Below are 17,675 nucleotides of genomic sequence, written 5' to 3'. Positions count from 1 at the left end.
CATTATGAGCTTCTCTATTTTTTCTATCTCTGGTTCTGCCTTAATAGCACAAACTCAACGAATGAATGTTAGTGCGAGTAATTTAGCAAATGCTGATAGTGTTACAAGTACTTCAGGTCAAGCTTATCGAGCTAAACAAGTTATTTTCCAAGTCGATGATAACAATTATCCTAATAGCATAGCTGGAGTAAAAGTATCTGAGGTCATCGAAGACCCATCACCAATGAATTTAGTCTATGACCCTAAGCACCCTTTAGCTGATGAGAAAGGTTACATTCAAAAACCTAATGTAGATGTAGTGGCAGAGATGGTCAATACCATTTCAGCATCTCGTAGCTACCAAGCAAATGTGGAAGTCATTAATACCGTAAAAAGCTTAATGCTTAAAACACTTACCTTAGGGCAATAAAGGGGCTTAATTCATGGGTATTTCGAATGTACCAGTTTCAGAATCGTCAAATATGGCTAGTCCACAAGCAGTGAGGAAAGGTTCATCTGATGGTAATTCTAGTCAGGAATTACAAGATAACTTTTTAACATTACTTATTGCCCAAATGAAGAATCAAGATCCAACTAATCCAATGGATAATAGTCAGTTAACCTCGCAATTGGCGCAAATTAATACGCTAGCAGGCATTGAACGACTTAATACAACGTTAGGTATGGTTTCAGGCCAGATTGACGATAGTTTATCTGTCAATGCGAGCAATATGATTGGTAAAGGCGTTATGGTTCCTGGTAATAAAATATTAGTCGCAACTTCAGAAATAGATGGTTCAAAAAGTGATAAAGAGACCATTACTACGCCGTTTGGTTTTGAACTTATGCGTGATGCTGATTCGGTTGTTATCACCATAAAAGATGAAAATGGTAATGTTGTACGAGAAGTCGATCTTGGATCCATCCCTGCTGGTGTTAGCTCTTTTACTTGGGATGGAGAACTTAACGATGGAACTTTAGCTCCAGATGGTAGCTACACGTTTTCAGTTAATGCTACTTACGAGGGGCAAAAAGTCACATCAACACCATTAGCTTACTCTGTTGTTTACGGAGTAATTAATAGCAAAGTTAATAATAAAGTATTACTTGATTTAGGGATACTTGGTTCAATTAGTATTGACGAAGTACGTCAAATTCTTTAAAGGGGAATAAGTTTATATGGGATTTTCTCAAGCAATCAGTGGTATGAATGCCGCTTCTAAACAATTAGATGTTATTGGTAATAATATTGCCAATTCTGCAACAGTTGGCTTTAAAAGTGCTAGTATTTCATTTGCTGATATCTATGCCGGTTCAAAAGTAGGAATGGGTGTTAAAGTTGCTGCTGTTATGCAAAATTTTAATGACGGCACAACAACTTCAACCAACAACAGTTTAGATGTAGCGATTTCAGGTAATGGATTTTTCAGATTAGTTGATAGTAGTGGACAAATCTACTATACCCGTAATGGTCAGTTTCAATTAGATGCTGAACGTAATATCGTATCTGCTGACGGTTTCAATTTGACTGGTTATCTTGCGACAGGTACTCCACCACAAATTCAACAAGGTTCAGCACCGGGTCCATTAAAAATTTCACAAGAAATGTTAAATGCATCAGCAACCAATAAAGCTGCTTTGCAAACAAATCTAAATTCAAATAGTAAAGTTCCTGAAAAACAACCGATTAATGCAACAGATGCTGACACATTTAATTATTCAACTACTATCACCACTTATGATTCATTAGGTAATCAACGCAATGTTCAGCTTTTTTATGTAAAAACAGCAGATAACCAATGGGATGTTCATTACCTTGATAGTAGCGATCCTAATGCAACCCTACAAGCATTAGGAAAAATGGAATTTGATTCATCAGGCAAATTAATCAGCGATCCCGAAATGACTATCAATATTAATGGCATAAATGGATCAGAAGATAATAGCTTTACATTATCACTTGCAAACAGTACGCAACAAAATATGGGTAAAGAAGTCGGTAGCATAAAAACGCCTATCGTAGATGGTTATGCAGCAGGTGATTTAGTTGGTTATAGTATTAACAATGATGGCACTATTTATGGTGTTTATTCCAACCAACAAACCATGTTATTAGGTCAAATTGCCATGGCTGATTTTGCCAATGTTAATGGATTAGAGTCAGCAGGGAATAATAACTGGCGTTCAACACTTAATTCTGGTGGTGAAGTATTAGGCTCAGCCAATACAGGTACTTTTGGATCATTAGCCAGTGGTGCCGTTGAATCATCTAATGTCGATATGAGCCAAGAATTAGTCAATATGATTGTTGCTCAACGTAATTATCAATCTAATTCTCAAACCATTAAGACACAAGATCAAATTCTTAATACATTAGTTAATTTGAGATAATTTAAGGAATATTTATGGATCGCGTTATTTATACTGCCATGTCTGGTGCAAGCCAAACATTAAATCAACAATCCATAACCAGTCATAATTTAGCTAATGTATCAACAGTAGGCTTTCGTGCTCAATTAGCGGCAATGAAAGCCGTTCCTATTGTGGGTAATAGTATGCCAACAAGGACCATGGTTGCAGCAACCACGCCTACCTATGATTCAACAATGGGTGCATTTAATTACACTGGGCGAGATTTAGACGTTGCTTTATCAGAAGATGATTGGCTAGCTGTACAATTAGCTGATGGTAGTGAAGCATATACACGTAATGGTGCCATTCAAATTGATGAAAATGGCACGCTTAATATCCAAGGTCATCCATTACTTGGTGATAATGGCGTATTAACAGTTCCTCAGCGTTCACAGGTTAGTATCAGTGCCGACGGAACTTTATCAGCGTTAGGTGCAGGTGATAAACGCACAACCATTGCTCAAGTTGGAAAAATAAAGAAAGTTCACCTTGAACCTAATGAGTTGGTACGTGGCGATGACGGTTTTTTTCATGCAACACCTGTTAACAATCGTGGTGCAGTATTACAAGATAATCCTAACGCAAAGCTGATGTCTGGAGTATTAGAAGGCAGTAATGTTAATCCTGTTACTGCAATGGTGAATTTGATTAGCCATTCTCGTCAATTTGAAATGCAGATGAAGCAAATTACTACAGCAGATGAAAATGCACAAAGAGCCAATCAAATATTATCGTTAACATAATTAAAATAGGGAAAAGCAATGATTAAATCATTATGGATTGCAAAAACTGGGCTAACTGCACAACAAATGAATATGGATATAATTTCCAATAATTTAGCCAACGTTAGTACTGGTGGCTTTAAACGCCAACGTGCTGTTTTTGAAGATCTGTTATATCAAACTATTCGCCAACCTGGCGCTCAATCATCTGAACAAACAACACTACCTTCTGGATTACAAATTGGTACCGGTGTTAGGCCTGTAGCTACCGAACGAATCCATAGCCAAGGAAATTTAGAATTAACTGATAATAGCAGTGATATCGCTATTAATGGACAAGGTTTTTTCCAAGTTCTGATGCCTGATGGAACACTAGCTTATACTCGAAGTGGCGCTTTTCAAGTTAACCAAAATGGTCAATTAGTTACTGCTGCTGGTTACGAAATTCAACCAACCATCAACATTCCATCAAATGCGATAAAAATGACCGTGGCACGGGATGGTATTGTTAGTGTGACTTTAGCCAATCAATCAACTCAAGTGCAAGTTGGTCAATTAACATTACATACTTTTATTAATGACACTGGATTAGAAAGTGTTGGTGAAAATCTCTATTTAGAAACCGAAAGCTCTGGTGCTCCAACTGAAAATACACCAGGATTAAATGGTGCTGGATTGCTGTATCAAGGTTATATCGAAACCTCTAACGTAAATGTTGCAGAAGAGTTAGTTAACATGATTCAAGTACAACGTGCTTACGAAATTAACAGTAAAGCAATATCAGCGTCTGACCAAATGTTGCAACGTTTAAATCAGTTATAAAACTATGATAATGAGATATCTTTATATTTTAGTAATGATGTTATTAGTTGGTTGTAGCCAATTACCTAAAAAAGCATTAGTTGAAGGGCAAACCAGTATTGTTCCTCAAATACCAGAAATTGTTAATTCAAGTGGCTCAATATATCAAGCATCACAACCAAGTAGTTTTGGCTATCAACCAATGTTTGAAGATCGTAGACCTCGCAATATTGGTGATGTATTAACTATTGTATTACAAGAAAATGTGAGTGCGAGCAAAAGTTCATCTATTAATGCTGGCCGTAATGGTGGGGTAAATTTAGGTGTAAAAACTGTTCCTCACTTTTTAGATGGGCTAGTTGGTCGAGGCAAAGTAGATACTGATATCTCAGGCAGTAACGATTTTAAAGGTTCTGGTGGCGCTAATGCAAAAAATACATTTAGTGGAACCATCACCGTCACCGTTCAAGATGTCATGATTAATGGCAATTTAAAAGTAATAGGTGAAAAACAAATTGCAATAAATCAGGGAACAGAATTTATTCGATTTTCAGGCGTTGTTAACCCAAGGACAATAAGTGGTAACAATACCGTTATTTCAACTCAAGTTGCCGATGCTCGCATTGAATATGTAGGTAATGGCTACATTGATGAAGCTCAAACTATGAGTTGGTTACAACGCCTGTTTTTTAATCTTTCACCATTTTAATGAATCTGATTATGCTTAATATATTACGAACTTTTATTATTTTAATAATGATAGTGGGCACACCCTATAGTTATGCCGAACGAATAAGGGATTTAGTAACTATTCAAGGCGTGCGTGAAAACGCCTTAGTAGGCTATGGAATTGTTGTTGGGCTAGATGGTACTGGAGACCAAACTTCACAAACACCATTTACCATTCAAAGTATAACCAACATGCTTTCGCAATTAGGTATTACCGTACCATCAGGTAGTAACATGCAATTAAAGAATGTTGCTGCGGTAATGGTTACTGCTAAATTACCATCTTATGCACGAGTTGGGCAACAAATTGATGTTGTTGTCTCTTCATTAGGTAATGCCAAAAGCCTTCGCGGTGGCACATTGATTATGACGCCATTGAAAGGTGCCGACAATCAAGTTTATGCCATTGCTCAAGGTAATCTTTTTGTTGGTGGTATGGGCGCAAGCAGCAAAGGCAGTAGTGTAACAGTTAATCAAATGGCTGGTGCAACTATCCCGAGTGGAGCGACAATTGAGAGGGAATTAACAACCCGCTTAGATGAAAAAAGTTCCATTCACTTACACCTTAACCATTTTGACTTTACCATGGCATCAAAAATCGCTGAAGCAATTAACAAGGTACAAAAAAATATCGCAGTTGCTTTAGATGGTATGACGGTTAAATTGAACATGCCACAAGATAGTCAGGCAAGAGTTAAATTATTATCGAAGATTCAAAACCTACAAATTAGTGCTTCACCAATTTCAGCAAAAGTAGTCATTAATACACGCACTGGCGTGGTGGTGATGAATCAAAAAGTTCAATTAGACAATTGTGCCGTTGCTCATGGTAATTTGTCTGTGGTGGTCAATAACAAATTAAAAGTTAGCCAGCCTAACACTCCGTTAGCCGGAGGACAAACCGTAGTTGTTCCTGATGATGAGGTTAGCATCGAACAAGATGGCGGAGCATTACATAATTTAGCTTCTGGCGCTGATTTAAACCGAGTAATTAGCTCACTTAATTTATTAGGCGCAAATCCAACAGAATTAATGTCGATACTTGAGGCATTAAAAACCGCTGGTTGTTTGCACGCTGCATTAGAAACGATTTAAAGCATAATTATTATGAAAAACCTAGTTAATCAGTCTATTAATCGCTTTGCTTATGATTTTTCGAGCATTGGCCAATTAAGGCGTAACGCTGTTAGTGGATCAAGTGAAAGTGTCAAGCAAGTTGCCGATCAGTTTGAAACACTATTCGTCAATATGATGATGCAATCTATGCGAAAAGCCGTTCCTAATGGTGGATTATTTAATCAATCTGCAATGCAGTTATTTACTTCAATGTTTGATCAGCAAATTGCTCAACAGGCTGCCGGTAAAGGATTAGGTCTTGCCAATATTATTGCCAAACAATTAAATAATCAGCCAAATAGATCTATTACCCCACAATCTCAGGCTAATAATATAGAATTAGCACAATCTTTATTTAGTGATTCAAATTCATCGCCTGCGGCATTAGGTCAAATGCTTTACCAGCAAACGAATAAATTAACGAATACTAACGTCAAACCATTACCGGCAGCAGTTAATGATTCTGATAAAGACCATATCACGCAATTTATAGTCGAGTGGTTTGAACCAGCTAAAAAGGCATCCAAAATGTCAGGTATTCCTTATGAGGTTATCATTGCACAAGCGGCCTTAGAAACAGGTTGGGGTAAAAAGCAGATAAAAACAGCCGACAATCAACCAAGTCATAACTATTTTGGCATAAAAGCGACATCATCATGGAAAGGCAATTCAACTCGGTTAACAACACGAGAATTTTTAAATAACAATATGGTTAAGATTCAAGATGAATTTAGAGTTTATAAAAGTAAACAACATGCATTAACAGATTATCTTGATTTACTTACCAAAAGCCCACGTTATCGTGCCGTTGTTAACGCACCTGATGCAAGAACCGCAGCCAAAGCACTGCAAGATGCACACTATGCAACCGATCCTAACTATAGCGAAAAGTTAATTCAAATTATTAGTCGAATTGAAGAAATTGCTAGAAATACACCGCAAAAATCAATATCAGGTTTTAGACAAATTGCCTTTAAATAATAACTAAATAAATTAACTAAATTTTAATGAAGTTAATAAATAGGAGGCATAAGCCTCCTGTTTATTAACGATTTAAATAAGTGATGACAGAAAGTTATTTCATTTGAAATAAGGACATATTTTGCATATTCATAAAAGTATATTGAGCTGCTTGTAAATTCGCCTGTAACATCACATAATCTGCAATGGCTTCATACCAATCAACATCTTCAATTTGGCTAATTTGTGTCTGAAAATCAATGTCCAAGGTTTTACCTAGTGCAGTTAATCGTTCAACTTCCGACAACACATTACCACCTGCAGCCCTAACTGTTGAGATATTTTCAAACGAATTATCAACGCCTTGACTAGCTTTCGATAAACCTTCTCTGAATTGCGTAATCGCATCAGGGTCATTATCATCTAACCCGATTTGCAGTACTTCTAATGCATAGTCAATGCTAGCAAAAACATCACTTTCCACAGAACTATTGGCGCCTGACATAAAAATCTGATCACCAGTAAAACTTAATGACACTTCACGCGTATCATCAATAAAAATATTAATCGTTGTAGAACCACCGACATAATTAACTTTACCTGATTCATCCACAACAAAAGGAGGTGTATCATTTTTATTTCCAGCAAAGATATAATTGCCATTAGTGTCTTTAGCATTAGCTAACGAAATTAATTGATCTTTTAGTCCTTGTAATTTATTGGCTAAGTCACGTCTATTTTCATCGTTTAATGTCTCATTACCCGCATAAACTAGTGTCTCTTGAATTGATTGGATAACAGTATTAGCTTCTTTTAGTACTGTATCTTGGCGACTTAACGAGTTATTAACACTTTCACGAGCTGATTGATACTGAGTATTTCTTGATTGAGCCTGTTTTAAAATTAATGCTTGCGATGACCCCATAGGATCATCAGAAGGTGATAAGATTTTTTTACCGGTTGCTAAATGCAATCCTGATTTTTGCCATTTACTATTGGTATTTAAAATACTCGTTAAATTTTTTTGATACATTGCATTAGTACTAACACGCATATTTAAACCCTTCTATTATTTAGCTAAACCTAAAATGGTATCGAATATTGTGGTTGCCGCATCAATAATCTTTGCATTAGCTTGGTAATACTGCATATAAACCTGCATAGAGATATATTCTTCTTCAATATTAACGCCTGATATTGATTGATTTTGCTCATAAATTTCTTGAGTAATATTATGACTAGATTGCGCTGAAATTTTAGCTGTTTGCGTTTCACTTCCCACATAACTAACTAAGGCGTTATAAGCACTATTTAACGTTTTAGTGCCATTAATTAATTTTTCATTTTGTATATCAAGCAATTTAGCTACATTACGATTATCGCCATTACCATTTTCATCATCATTAATACCTGTTGCTAGTTTATTAACATCCTTAACTAGTAGCTGGAGTGATGATGCTACATCTGCAACAGGTTTAAGTAAGATACTATCACCCGCTACTGGATCACCATTTATTTCAATAGATAATCCATCAAACAATAATTTACCATCTTCAACTTGTGGGGTAATTTGCTTGTTATCAGATAATCTGGTTACGACCCAATCGTTACCATTAAACTCAATTTTATAATCAGATGCTTTGACGTCTGTCACTGAATTATAGTTAATTTTAGCAGTGGCATTACCTTGATTTTGGGCGTTAGCAATACTAGTTGGGCTATGATAATCAAATAATTTCTGACCTGGTTCGCCATTAATATCAACCCCTGACATGTGTACTTCATTAAATCGTTCTGCTAGATTTAACGCAATCAAACCTAATTGGTTGCGAGCTTCTAGGAGTGGTCCATCACGAAAAGCTAATAATCCATTTAATCGGCCTGATGCGATATTTTGACTTGATAGTTCTTGAGTCGCACCAGAATTATGAGTGTAAATAATTGTATTTAAAGCAGGATCATCTTTAGACGGCTGTACAGATAACTGAGTTGCCGATGACCCTTGCACTAAACTTAAACCATTAGGTAGTGAAATATTGTATTGTCCATTTTGCTCAGTAACGGTGATGCCTATCATCTCGCTTAATTCATTAACCAGTTGATCGCGTTCATCAAGCAATGCATTCGGCTCATGGCCACCACTTACTGCCTGTAATCTTGCTATTTTTTGGTTAAGATCAGCAATTTGTTGGGTATAAGAATTAATAGTATCAACATTATTAACAATTTCAGTATTGATATTGGCAATCTGATTTTTTAAATTCAATTCCGTTTTATTAAACTGACTGACTAACGAGCTAAGATCATTTATTACTGTTTGCTTGGAAGCGGCATCACCCGCATTTGAAGAAAGTTTATTTAAACTTGCAAACAGACTATTTAGTTGCGAGGAAATACTATTATCATTCTCCGCTAATAAATTATCGACTTTTGACAACTCATTGTAATAAGCCTTTATAGAGCCATTTTGTGATTGAGATTGACGTAATTGACCAACCACAAAACTATTATATGCCCGATTAACTGATGATACAGATACACCGTTACCAACAAAACCATAATTATATTTAGTGCCATTTGCTTGTTGCAAAATTTGTTGTTGACGATTGTAACCAACGGTATGCGCATTACTGATATTATTGCTTATAACATTAAGCATATTTTGCGCAGCATTTAATCCACTAATACCGGTATTCATCAATGAATTTGACATAAAAGCTCCTAAATATATTTAGTCAATAATCAAATTATTAACTTAAAGGGTTATTCTTATATCGGATAAAAAAGATAAAACTTTAGTTATTTTTAGAAAATAATTGAAATTTAATTTTTTAACAGGCTTAACCTGTGTAATTCCAATGCTATTTTTCAGATTTAGTTGCTTGTTTTAAAAAATCTATTCCCGTCATTGTATTTTCATCTTCAATATATTTTTGAGCTGACTTATTCAAAATTAAAATACTAATACGGCGATTAGCATCTTTACTATAATTAGGATTGTTTAAACCTACCGTATCAGCTAAACCAATAATTCGAATAATTTTGCTTGAATCTAATCCAGCAGCGATAAGTTCTCGTCTTGACGAATTTGCTCTATCAGCAGATAACTCCCAGTTACTATAACCTCTATCACCTGTTATATATTGACGCTCATCAGTATGCCCAGATAAGGTCATCTTATTGGGTAAATCGTTTATTATTGGTGCTAGAGCGTGAAGAATTTCTTGCATATTAGGATGAATAACTGCACTACCAACATCAAACATTGGTTTATCATCAGTTGCTAAAATCTGAATTCTTAACCCCATTTCAGTTAGTTCAACAATAAGATTAGCCGCTAATTTTTGCAGTCGAGGATCAAGTTCAAACGCCTCATAAATTTTACGAGCAGTTTCGATCAATTGATTTCTTTCAACTACATTGGGATCTATTGGTTGTTCATTTATTATGCTCTGTTGCTCTTCACCCAAACTTTTACTGACATCATCGCCACCACCAGGAATAGGGCTTTCGCTATCGCTAATATTTTTACCACCATTTTGACCTAGTATTAATGGCGTTCTGAAATATTCGGCAATTCCTTGTAATTCTTGCGGGCTGGATTTGGCTATCAACCACATGACTAAAAAAAGTGCCATCATAGCAGTCATGAAATCTGCATAAGCAATCTTCCACGAACCACCATGATGGCCACCGCCATGCCCTGACTTTTTTTTAGAAATAATTATTCTTACTGGCTTATCTTTCATTATTCATTATTTTCTGTTGGGTTAGCATTTTTATCTTTCACTTCTTGAATATATTTTTCTAATTCAAAGAAAGATGGTCGCTCATGCGAAAAAATAGTTTTTCGACCAAATTCAATACAAATCTGTGGAGCATAATCATGCATGCTGGCAATAAGAATAACTTTAGTACATTCTAAAATTTTTACTGTATCAGCATTCTTCTGTCTTAATAAAGCAGCTAGTGGCGAAACAAACCCATAAGCCAGTAAAATTCCTAAAAAGGTTCCAACCATAGCATGTGCAATAAGTTCACCCAACTCGCTAGCAGGCCTATCTGCTTGTGCTAATGTGTTAATCACTCCCATAACCGCAGCCACAATCCCAAAAGCAGGTAACCCATCGCCCACACTAGAAATCGCATCTGCAGGTTTTTCTAACTCATGGGTATACGTCTCAATTTCTTCATTCATTAATGCTTCAATTTCATAAACTTCCATATTTCCGCTAATCATTAAACGTAAATAATCAGTGATAAAATCGCATATTTGTGGATTGGCAAGAATAAGTGGATACTTTTTAAATAACTCACTCTCTTTTGGATTATCAATATCTTCTTCAATAGATAACCCCCCATTTTGACGTATCTTAGTTAAAATGGTGTACATTAAATTAATTAATGTTAAATAAAGAGTTTTATTATATTTTGATGTTTTAAATAAACTACCTAACGATTTAAGTGTAGCAATTATTGCTTTCTTTTCATTACTTACAATGAAAGCACCAATAGCTGTACCACCAATTATCAGAAACTCTAATGGTTGAAAAAGTACTGCCAAATACCCTCCACTTAGCACATAACCAACTAAAGCAGAAGCGATAACAACAATATATCCTATAATTATTAGCATTGGCTTTCCTTTATCTCTATAAAATGTAACTAAACTTTTTTAATTAATTGCTTATCTAAACCGTTACCTGATTTGCGGTGACTAAGTTGAATGCACTAGGTATTGATAAAACTTGTAAGCATTTTGCTTGGCTTTCTTTATGCGTTTTATTATTTTTTTCGGCCCTTGACGGCGGTTGGCATAAACTGCAAACAAAACTATTATGAGGCTGGTAAGCGTGTGTAATAAATCGCCCTTTACACTCTTTGCAACACGATTGCTGCATAACATTACTTTCAACAAATTTAACTAAAATCCATGCACGAGTTAAGCCTAAAACCGGCTCTTCATCGTGATGAAGAGAACATTGCTCTAAATAAAGTTGATAAGCTTTAACAATTGCATGAACTCCAGATTTAGTACCATGCTTGACTAAAAATCGGTAAGCATTATAAAACATGCTTGAATGAATATTAGGCTCCCAAGTCATAAACCACGTGGTAGAAAAAGGAAGTAAACCTTTAGGTGGTGGGCATCCTTGGATTTCTTTATATAATTTAATCAGCTTTCCACGGCTTAAATTGGTTTCACTCTCCAACATTTGAATTCTAGCGCCGAGTGTAATTAATCGAATAGCTAATTGGACTTCTTTATATTTTTGGATAATGCTTTTGCTACTCATTTTTATCATTTACCTACTTATTAATAGAATCTAAAAGTAAGCTTGATAGAAGGATCCCTGTATGCATCTGCTTTATATCACTAACGCGAGACTCTTCAGTTAATTTTTCCATCATTGCTGAATTTTTAAATCGAAATTGAAACGTTAATTGATTGGTTTCAGATAAAACCAACATTTGAGAAGCACTTAAATTACTCAAAATATCAGCGGTTTTTTCATCAATTCCTAATCGATACATTGCCATCACTTTATCTTTCTCTATCATCCTTTGGCTTAATAAAAGCGTTGAAAGATTTAAATGATGTATACATTTCAAAATATCGTCTTCTTGTATATTTCCCAATTTACTCACCAAAATTTATATTTTTCTCGCATAAAAAAATGCAAAATTAGTAAAAAACATCTTAATTCGTTTTTTTTCACTTAAAGTTACATTTTTAAAAGCAAAAGGTCAATAAAAAAATCATTTCGATTTATTTTCAATTTATTTTTTCATGTTTTACTGTTTTATTCTGTTTTTTATATATTAATTTTACTTTGTATTCGTTTTATTGCTTGGCTATGTAATTGACTTACGCGAGATTCGCTAATATCTAACACTTTTCCAATCTCTTTTAAATTCAACTCTTCTTGATAATAGAGCGCTAAAACCATTTTTTCTTTTTCAGGTAAGTTATCAATTTGTTGAACAATAATATTGCGAATTTCATCATTAATAATAAAAGCAAAAGGATTGTTATCGGAATCAGGCTCAATCAACGCATCCAAATTATCGCCGAGTTTTTTTTGTATCTCATCGTAAGAACAGATTTGGCTATAATTTGAATCTAATAACACCTTGCGATATTCAGTAAGAGACAATTGCAGATGTGCAGCTATCTGGTGATCATTAGGTGGGACACCTAAAATTTGTTCCAATTCATTAATGGCGTTAGTGACATCTTTAATTTTTTTTCGGGTTTGCCTTGGTAGCCAGTCACGACTACGCAACTCATCTAACATTGCTCCCTTTATTCTAGGAATAGCAAATGTAGTAAAAGTATAACCTTGTGCTGCATCATAACGTTTTATGCATTCTAATAAACCGATATAACCAACTTGTAACAAGTCATCAAGCTCAATCGTCGTTGGTAAACGAACAGCTAATTTCAACGCTTCATTACGAACTAAATAGATATATTGTTGCCAATCGATTTGATTCACTACACCCTGAGAGTTATACAGGTTATCACTCATTTCCTAAACCATTGTAAAAAATGCTAAGGAATATTATGACGATAATTGACTGAGTTAATGGCAAGAATAAAGTATTAAAAAATAGGTAATTAACATTATTAGCAATAATGGTATTAAAAAATACCATTATTACTATAGTATAAAAATTAAAGTAAAATTTTAGAGATATACTTTATTGTAATAAAGACAGTACAGATTGAGGTACTTGGTTAGCTTGTGCTAATACTGAAGTACCTGCTTGTTGTAAAATTTGACCACGAGTCATATTAGAGACTTCTTCAGCATAATCTGCATCTTCAATACGGCTACGCGCTGAGCTTAAGTTATTTACTGTATTGTTGATGTTAGTCACAGTTGACTCAAAACGATTTTGTACCGCACCAAGCTCACCACGTAATTCATCAATTTTTGATAATGCAGCATCAAGTGTTTTTAAAGGATCTGCTGTTGGGCTTGAAGAAACATTAAATGAAGCTAAACCGAGTTCAGTACTGTCAATTTTTTTCAAATTGATTTCAATAGTTTCACCATCATTTGCACCCACTTGTATTTTAAGTGTTTTATCAGCAGATAATACTTTAGTACCATTGAAATCAGTTTGTTTAGATACACGGTCTATCTCTTCTAAACGTTGATCAATTTCGTTTTGAATTGATTCTAAATCGCTTTGAGAGTTTGTACCATTTGCCGCTTGAACAGTCAATTCACGAATACGTTGAACGTTGTTATTAATTTCGTTTAATGCACCTTCAGTTGTTTGAGCTAAAGAGATACCGTCATTTGCATTACGTGCAGCTTGAGTTAAACCACGAATATTTGAAGAAAAACGATTAGCGATTGCTTGACCTGCTGCATCATCTTTAGCGCTGTTGATACGCATACCTGATGATAGACGCTCAATTGCAGTTCCAAGAACACTTTGAGAATTATTCAGATTGTTTCTTGCCATTAAAGACATAGTATTGGTATTAATTACCTGTGCCATTTTTATCTCCTTTAATATGATTAGTTAGATCAACGAGATATTGAAAATATTATTCAATACTTTTGCTGATGATTTAGTTATCGGTATTAAAAAAAGAAACTTTAATATTTTTTTAATTTTTATTTTATGTCGTCGAATAAAACCGAATAACTAATTAAGTTTGATAAAACGATCAGAGGTCCTAATACATTTTTATATGTAAATTAATCGGTAAAAAACAGTTGATAGCCTTATTTAATAAAGGCCGCGGCAAAAGTGCATAACCTACTATCTATTTAAATAATTGCAATATATTTACTAATAATAGAAATTATATTAGAAAGATCACTACTTAATTTTATTTTTAAATTACGACTGCCATCCTTAAAACCATTTAGAAAAACATTTAGCTTTTAACACTCTAAAATATCAAAGTTCATTGATTAAAAAGATAATTTATAACTCCAGTAGCGATATGTCACCTACATCTTTTTACAGTGCAAAATTGATATGGATATAACATTTATAATTGAATAAATAACTGGTTTTTGAATAGATAAAATCGTCTAGCAATATATGCATTGCCAAAACCTAATTATTTATTAATAAAAATATCTAAACTTTTTATTACATCAGTCGATAAAACAAGAGATGAAAGAATTTATAATAGGATAATAAAACATGGCAATGAGTATATTGGGGATTGGTTCTGGTATTGATTTAAATGAAGTATTAGATCAATTAGAAGCGGTAGAAAAAAACCGTCTTACGCCAATAAAAGCACAGCAAAAAACAATTAATAATAAAATAAGCGGTTTTGGCAAATTAAAAAGTGCATTATCAACATTTAATAGCGCAACAGCAAAACTACAAAAAAAAGAGCTGTTCCAAGCTAGAACGGTATCGGGCAATGACAACTACTTTACTACTAACGTAAGTAGCAATGCTCAATTAGGTAATTATGCAGTGAGTGTGCAACAACTTGCTAGCGCACACAGCGTTGCTACTAATACAATAAACGATAAACAAACAGCGTTAGGTAACAATAATGAAACGCGAACAATCACCATCGAACAAGCTAATGGTCAAAAATTAAATGTCACTTTAGGTAAAGATGAAACATCCTTAGAATCAATCGCAAATGCAATTAACCAAGCTAAAGTGGTTAATGAAGATGGCTCAATCAGTGAATCTCCCGTTAATGCAACAATTGTTCGTTCAGGAACCGATAGCTATCAACTGGTTATCACATCTAAAGAAACAGGTGAACAACAAACTATAACTTCGATATCATCCGATGATGAAAAACTCAATTCATTAGTTGGTTTTGATATTAATCAAGCTGATTCATCAGCAATGAGCGAAGTCGCTAAAGCGCAAGATGCTAAATTTAGTTTTAATGGTATTACCGTCAATAGTGCATCAAATACCGTTAAAGATGTCATCCCTGGCGTTGATATCACTTTAAAAGCAGTAACCACCACATCGCAAAATTTAACTATTAACGCAGATAACGAAAAAACCCAAGAGGCACTTAAAGAGTGGGTGGAGGCATTTAATCAATTACAATCAACGATATCAACCTTAACTCAATTTACTGCTAGTGATGCCAATTCAGATGAATTAAATAGTAATAATGGACCACTGGTTGGTGATTCAACACTACGTAATATAGATCAAAGTATCCGATCTATCTTTTCGAAAGGTCAAGCTGGTGAAATCTCTGTATTGGCTCAAATCGGTATCAATATGGATAGTAATGGCAAGCTAATTATTAAAGAAAACGAATTAGAAAAAGCCCTCAAAGAAAACAGTGAAGCAGTCGCCATGCTATTTATTGGTGATGGTGAAACGACAGGCATAGCTAACGAAGTATGTGCCAAAGTGAGTAGCTTCATTGATAGTGATGGCATGATTGATACCGCAACTAACGGCTTAAACTCAACCTTAAAATCATTAGATAAACGCTATGATCAAGTTAACAACTCTATTGACCAAACTATTGAACGTTATCGTGTACAGTTTACTAAATTAGATATCTTGATCAATGAATTAAATGGTATGAGCAATTACTTAACCACACAATTCGAAATGATGGCGAACATGAAAAAATAAGGAATATAAAAATGGGAGTTCAAGCTTATAAGCAAGTTAATTTAGAAACGAGTGTTAATCAGGCTTCGCCACATCAGCTTATTGTTTTATTATTCGAGGGCGCACTTAATGCTATTCGTTTAGCTGAGTTATATATAGAAAAAGGGAATATTGCAGGCAAAGGGCAAGCCATTTCGAAAGCAATTAATATTATAGATAATGGACTTAAGAGTTCACTTGATCTAGAGCAAGGTGGTGAAATTGCCGAAAATTTAGATCAATTATATCAATACATCAGTCAGCAGTTGGTTTTAGCCAATTTACATAATGATAAAGACAAACTGCAAGTCTGTTTTAATTTGCTTGATAACATTGCTCAAGCTTGGCGGGAGATAGCATAGTTATGGGAATATCAGTTTTAAATAATAATTTATTATTAGAACAATATGAAAAGCTTAATTATGTTGTTGAGCAAATGCTAATTAATGCACAAAAAGAAAACTGGGAATTATTAATCAGCTGGCAAGCTCAATACCACCAATTATCTAAAGATATCCAACTAATTGATACGATACCATCACCACAGCAAGATATGATTCGAATGTATATCAATAATATTTTGGGTTATCAAGAGCAATTAGAACAATTAATACATCTACGGCATGATGAACTTACCAGACTCATTGGCGAGCAGGTTAATTATCAAACTAAAATAGACAGTTACCAAAAAATTGCCAACCTAGCATAATTCACTAAGTAATCAAAAAAATAGACTAAAAATAATTGAGGAGCGGGGTTTTTAGCGATTTTAAAGTGCCAAAAACCCCGCTCCTCAAACTTTTTTTATTATTAATTTAAACTGGATAAAGTTATAAAAGGTGAATAATAGGCTGACTTTTTAACAGTCTTTTTAACAAAATAGATGAAAGCCAATTTTTGATAAAAATTGGCAGTTGATGAATGACGATTTTTAAACAAATAGAATAATTAATAAATTAAACATTCATATTCATGATTTCTTGATACGCCGCTACTAACTTATTTCTAACTTGTACGCCAAATTGCAAAGAAACCGAAGACTTTTGCATATTAACCATTACTTCATTTAATGAAACATTAGGTTCACCCATTTCAAAAGCTTTAGCTTGCTTACTTGCCTCAATTTGAGTTTGGCTAATTTTATCTAAAGCCATTTTTAATTCAGCAACAAAATTTTGCTCTTTACTTACCTGTTGATTCGAAGAAAAATCCAATTTAGTTGCCGGATTAAAAGCCTCGATACTGTTCATCATATTAATTATATTCATCTTAATAAAATTACCGCTTAAATTATCACAAAGATAACAATCTAAAAGCGATAACTAA

Annotated in this window: 20 protein-coding genes; 11 read left to right on the top strand and 9 right to left on the bottom strand. The window is 34.3% G+C overall.

Annotation, left to right across the window (positions count from 1 at the left end):
• Position 1 precedes the first annotated feature (1 nt).
• The 8 genes from flgC to flgJ are packed head-to-tail and all read left to right on the top strand — an operon-like array spanning position 2 to position 6,740.
• Entirely contained in the window at positions 2-409 is a 408-nt protein-coding gene (gene flgC, locus J3U00_RS08905; RefSeq protein ID WP_416379908.1) for a flagellar basal body rod protein FlgC, read from the top strand.
• Positions 410-461: 52 nt separating this feature from the next.
• Complete coding sequence (gene flgD, locus J3U00_RS08900; protein WP_370632648.1) at positions 462-1,142, top strand: flagellar hook assembly protein FlgD; 681 nt, start codon at positions 462-464, stop codon at positions 1,140-1,142.
• Between the two features lie 16 nt (positions 1,143-1,158).
• The gene (gene flgE / locus J3U00_RS08895; RefSeq protein ID WP_065562525.1) at positions 1,159-2,370 is read left to right on the top strand and encodes a flagellar hook protein FlgE; all 1,212 of its coding nucleotides are present in this window, start codon (positions 1,159-1,161) and stop codon (positions 2,368-2,370) included.
• Positions 2,371-2,384: 14 nt separating this feature from the next.
• A complete protein-coding gene (locus J3U00_RS08890; RefSeq protein ID WP_220225464.1) occupies positions 2,385-3,134 on the top strand; it encodes a flagellar basal body rod protein FlgF in 750 nt (249 codons plus the stop codon).
• An 18-nt stretch (positions 3,135-3,152) separates the two neighbouring features.
• A complete protein-coding gene (flgG, locus tag J3U00_RS08885; RefSeq protein WP_065562527.1) occupies positions 3,153-3,935 on the top strand; it encodes a flagellar basal-body rod protein FlgG in 783 nt (260 codons plus the stop codon).
• A 10-nt stretch (positions 3,936-3,945) separates the two neighbouring features.
• Positions 3,946-4,623, top strand: coding sequence for a flagellar basal body L-ring protein FlgH (locus J3U00_RS08880; RefSeq protein WP_267332182.1), 678 nt, complete (start codon positions 3,946-3,948; stop codon positions 4,621-4,623).
• Positions 4,624-4,634: 11 nt separating this feature from the next.
• Complete coding sequence (locus J3U00_RS08875; RefSeq protein WP_220225465.1) at positions 4,635-5,738, top strand: flagellar basal body P-ring protein FlgI; 1,104 nt, start codon at positions 4,635-4,637, stop codon at positions 5,736-5,738.
• 12 nt (positions 5,739-5,750) lie between these two features.
• The gene (gene flgJ / locus J3U00_RS08870) at positions 5,751-6,740 is read left to right on the top strand and encodes a flagellar assembly peptidoglycan hydrolase FlgJ (protein WP_267332181.1); all 990 of its coding nucleotides are present in this window, start codon (positions 5,751-5,753) and stop codon (positions 6,738-6,740) included.
• Positions 6,741-6,834: 94 nt separating this feature from the next.
• Here the strand turns inward: flgJ and flgL are convergent, their stop codons facing one another.
• The 8 genes from flgL to J3U00_RS08830 form a co-directional block, all read right to left on the bottom strand.
• On the bottom strand, positions 6,835-7,773 hold the full coding sequence (flgL, locus tag J3U00_RS08865) for a flagellar hook-associated protein FlgL (RefSeq protein WP_267332180.1): 939 nt from the start codon (positions 7,771-7,773) through the stop codon (positions 6,835-6,837).
• 15 nt (positions 7,774-7,788) lie between these two features.
• Positions 7,789-9,432 carry a flagellar hook-associated protein FlgK gene (gene flgK / locus J3U00_RS08860; protein WP_220225468.1) on the bottom strand — a complete coding sequence of 548 codons (1,644 nt, stop codon included), beginning with the start codon at positions 9,430-9,432 and terminating at the stop codon, positions 7,789-7,791.
• 148 nt (positions 9,433-9,580) lie between these two features.
• The gene (gene motB, locus J3U00_RS08855; protein WP_267332179.1) at positions 9,581-10,468 is read right to left on the bottom strand and encodes a flagellar motor protein MotB; all 888 of its coding nucleotides are present in this window, start codon (positions 10,466-10,468) and stop codon (positions 9,581-9,583) included.
• Positions 10,468-11,355 carry a flagellar motor stator protein MotA gene (gene motA / locus J3U00_RS08850; protein ID WP_065733614.1) on the bottom strand — a complete coding sequence of 296 codons (888 nt, stop codon included), beginning with the start codon at positions 11,353-11,355 and terminating at the stop codon, positions 10,468-10,470. The genes motB and motA overlap by 1 nt, the downstream gene beginning before the upstream one ends.
• A 55-nt stretch (positions 11,356-11,410) precedes the next feature.
• Positions 11,411-12,016, bottom strand: coding sequence for a flagellar transcriptional regulator FlhC (gene flhC, locus J3U00_RS08845; protein WP_081299485.1), 606 nt, complete (start codon positions 12,014-12,016; stop codon positions 11,411-11,413).
• Positions 12,017-12,029: 13 nt separating this feature from the next.
• Positions 12,030-12,350, bottom strand: coding sequence for a flagellar transcriptional regulator FlhD (gene flhD / locus J3U00_RS08840; RefSeq protein WP_141673924.1), 321 nt, complete (start codon positions 12,348-12,350; stop codon positions 12,030-12,032).
• 185 nt (positions 12,351-12,535) lie between these two features.
• Entirely contained in the window at positions 12,536-13,252 is a 717-nt protein-coding gene (locus J3U00_RS08835; RefSeq protein ID WP_065562536.1) for an RNA polymerase sigma factor FliA, read from the bottom strand.
• 172 nt (positions 13,253-13,424) lie between these two features.
• Positions 13,425-14,237, bottom strand: coding sequence for a flagellin (locus J3U00_RS08830; protein ID WP_065562537.1), 813 nt, complete (start codon positions 14,235-14,237; stop codon positions 13,425-13,427).
• A gap of 660 nt (positions 14,238-14,897) precedes the next feature.
• Here J3U00_RS08830 and fliD point away from each other — a divergent pair.
• The 3 genes from fliD to fliT are packed head-to-tail and all read left to right on the top strand — an operon-like array spanning position 14,898 to position 17,058.
• A complete protein-coding gene (fliD, locus tag J3U00_RS08825) occupies positions 14,898-16,331 on the top strand; it encodes a flagellar filament capping protein FliD (RefSeq protein ID WP_220225471.1) in 1,434 nt (477 codons plus the stop codon).
• 11 nt (positions 16,332-16,342) lie between these two features.
• A complete protein-coding gene (fliS, locus tag J3U00_RS08820) occupies positions 16,343-16,711 on the top strand; it encodes a flagellar export chaperone FliS (RefSeq protein ID WP_065561862.1) in 369 nt (122 codons plus the stop codon).
• A gap of 2 nt (positions 16,712-16,713) precedes the next feature.
• Positions 16,714-17,058, top strand: a complete 345-nt coding sequence (fliT, locus tag J3U00_RS08815; protein WP_220225472.1) for a flagellar protein FliT — start codon at positions 16,714-16,716, stop codon at positions 17,056-17,058.
• A gap of 247 nt (positions 17,059-17,305) precedes the next feature.
• Here fliT and fliE read toward each other — a convergent pair whose 3' ends face one another.
• The gene (fliE, locus tag J3U00_RS08810; protein WP_416380056.1) at positions 17,306-17,599 is read right to left on the bottom strand and encodes a flagellar hook-basal body complex protein FliE; all 294 of its coding nucleotides are present in this window, start codon (positions 17,597-17,599) and stop codon (positions 17,306-17,308) included.
• Positions 17,600-17,675: the final 76 nt, after the last annotated feature.

This window comes from Gilliamella sp. B3127 (genome assembly GCF_026536935.1).
GTDB lineage: Bacteria > Pseudomonadota > Gammaproteobacteria > Enterobacterales > Orbaceae > Gilliamella > Gilliamella apicola_E.
This window is presented reverse-complemented; position numbering and strand designations above follow the sequence as displayed.

Excerpts from the sequence above, each read along its gene's own strand:
- J3U00_RS08875 (WP_220225465.1), top strand. The coding sequence starts at position 4,635 with ATGCTTAATATATTACGAACTTTTATTATTTTAATAATGATAGTGGGC.
- motA (WP_065733614.1), bottom strand. The coding sequence starts at position 11,355 with ATGCTAATAATTATAGGATATATTGTTGTTATCGCTTCTGCTTTAGTT.
- J3U00_RS08830 (WP_065562537.1), bottom strand. The coding sequence starts at position 14,237 with ATGGCACAGGTAATTAATACCAATACTATGTCTTTAATGGCAAGAAAC.
- fliD (WP_220225471.1), top strand. The coding sequence starts at position 14,898 with ATGGCAATGAGTATATTGGGGATTGGTTCTGGTATTGATTTAAATGAA.
- flgJ (WP_267332181.1), top strand. The coding sequence starts at position 5,751 with ATGAAAAACCTAGTTAATCAGTCTATTAATCGCTTTGCTTATGATTTT.
- fliE (WP_416380056.1), bottom strand. The coding sequence starts at position 17,599 with ATGAACAGTATCGAGGCTTTTAATCCGGCAACTAAATTGGATTTTTCT.
- J3U00_RS08835 (WP_065562536.1), bottom strand. The coding sequence starts at position 13,252 with ATGAGTGATAACCTGTATAACTCTCAGGGTGTAGTGAATCAAATCGAT.
- fliS (WP_065561862.1), top strand. The coding sequence starts at position 16,343 with ATGGGAGTTCAAGCTTATAAGCAAGTTAATTTAGAAACGAGTGTTAAT.
- fliT (WP_220225472.1), top strand. The coding sequence starts at position 16,714 with ATGGGAATATCAGTTTTAAATAATAATTTATTATTAGAACAATATGAA.
- flhC (WP_081299485.1), bottom strand. The coding sequence starts at position 12,016 with ATGAGTAGCAAAAGCATTATCCAAAAATATAAAGAAGTCCAATTAGCT.
- J3U00_RS08880 (WP_267332182.1), top strand. The coding sequence starts at position 3,946 with ATGAGATATCTTTATATTTTAGTAATGATGTTATTAGTTGGTTGTAGC.
- flgD (WP_370632648.1), top strand. The coding sequence starts at position 462 with ATGGCTAGTCCACAAGCAGTGAGGAAAGGTTCATCTGATGGTAATTCT.
- flgL (WP_267332180.1), bottom strand. The coding sequence starts at position 7,773 with ATGCGTGTTAGTACTAATGCAATGTATCAAAAAAATTTAACGAGTATT.
- flgG (WP_065562527.1), top strand. The coding sequence starts at position 3,153 with ATGATTAAATCATTATGGATTGCAAAAACTGGGCTAACTGCACAACAA.
- flgE (WP_065562525.1), top strand. The coding sequence starts at position 1,159 with ATGGGATTTTCTCAAGCAATCAGTGGTATGAATGCCGCTTCTAAACAA.
- J3U00_RS08890 (WP_220225464.1), top strand. The coding sequence starts at position 2,385 with ATGGATCGCGTTATTTATACTGCCATGTCTGGTGCAAGCCAAACATTA.
- motB (WP_267332179.1), bottom strand. The coding sequence starts at position 10,468 with ATGAAAGATAAGCCAGTAAGAATAATTATTTCTAAAAAAAAGTCAGGG.
- flgK (WP_220225468.1), bottom strand. The coding sequence starts at position 9,432 with ATGTCAAATTCATTGATGAATACCGGTATTAGTGGATTAAATGCTGCG.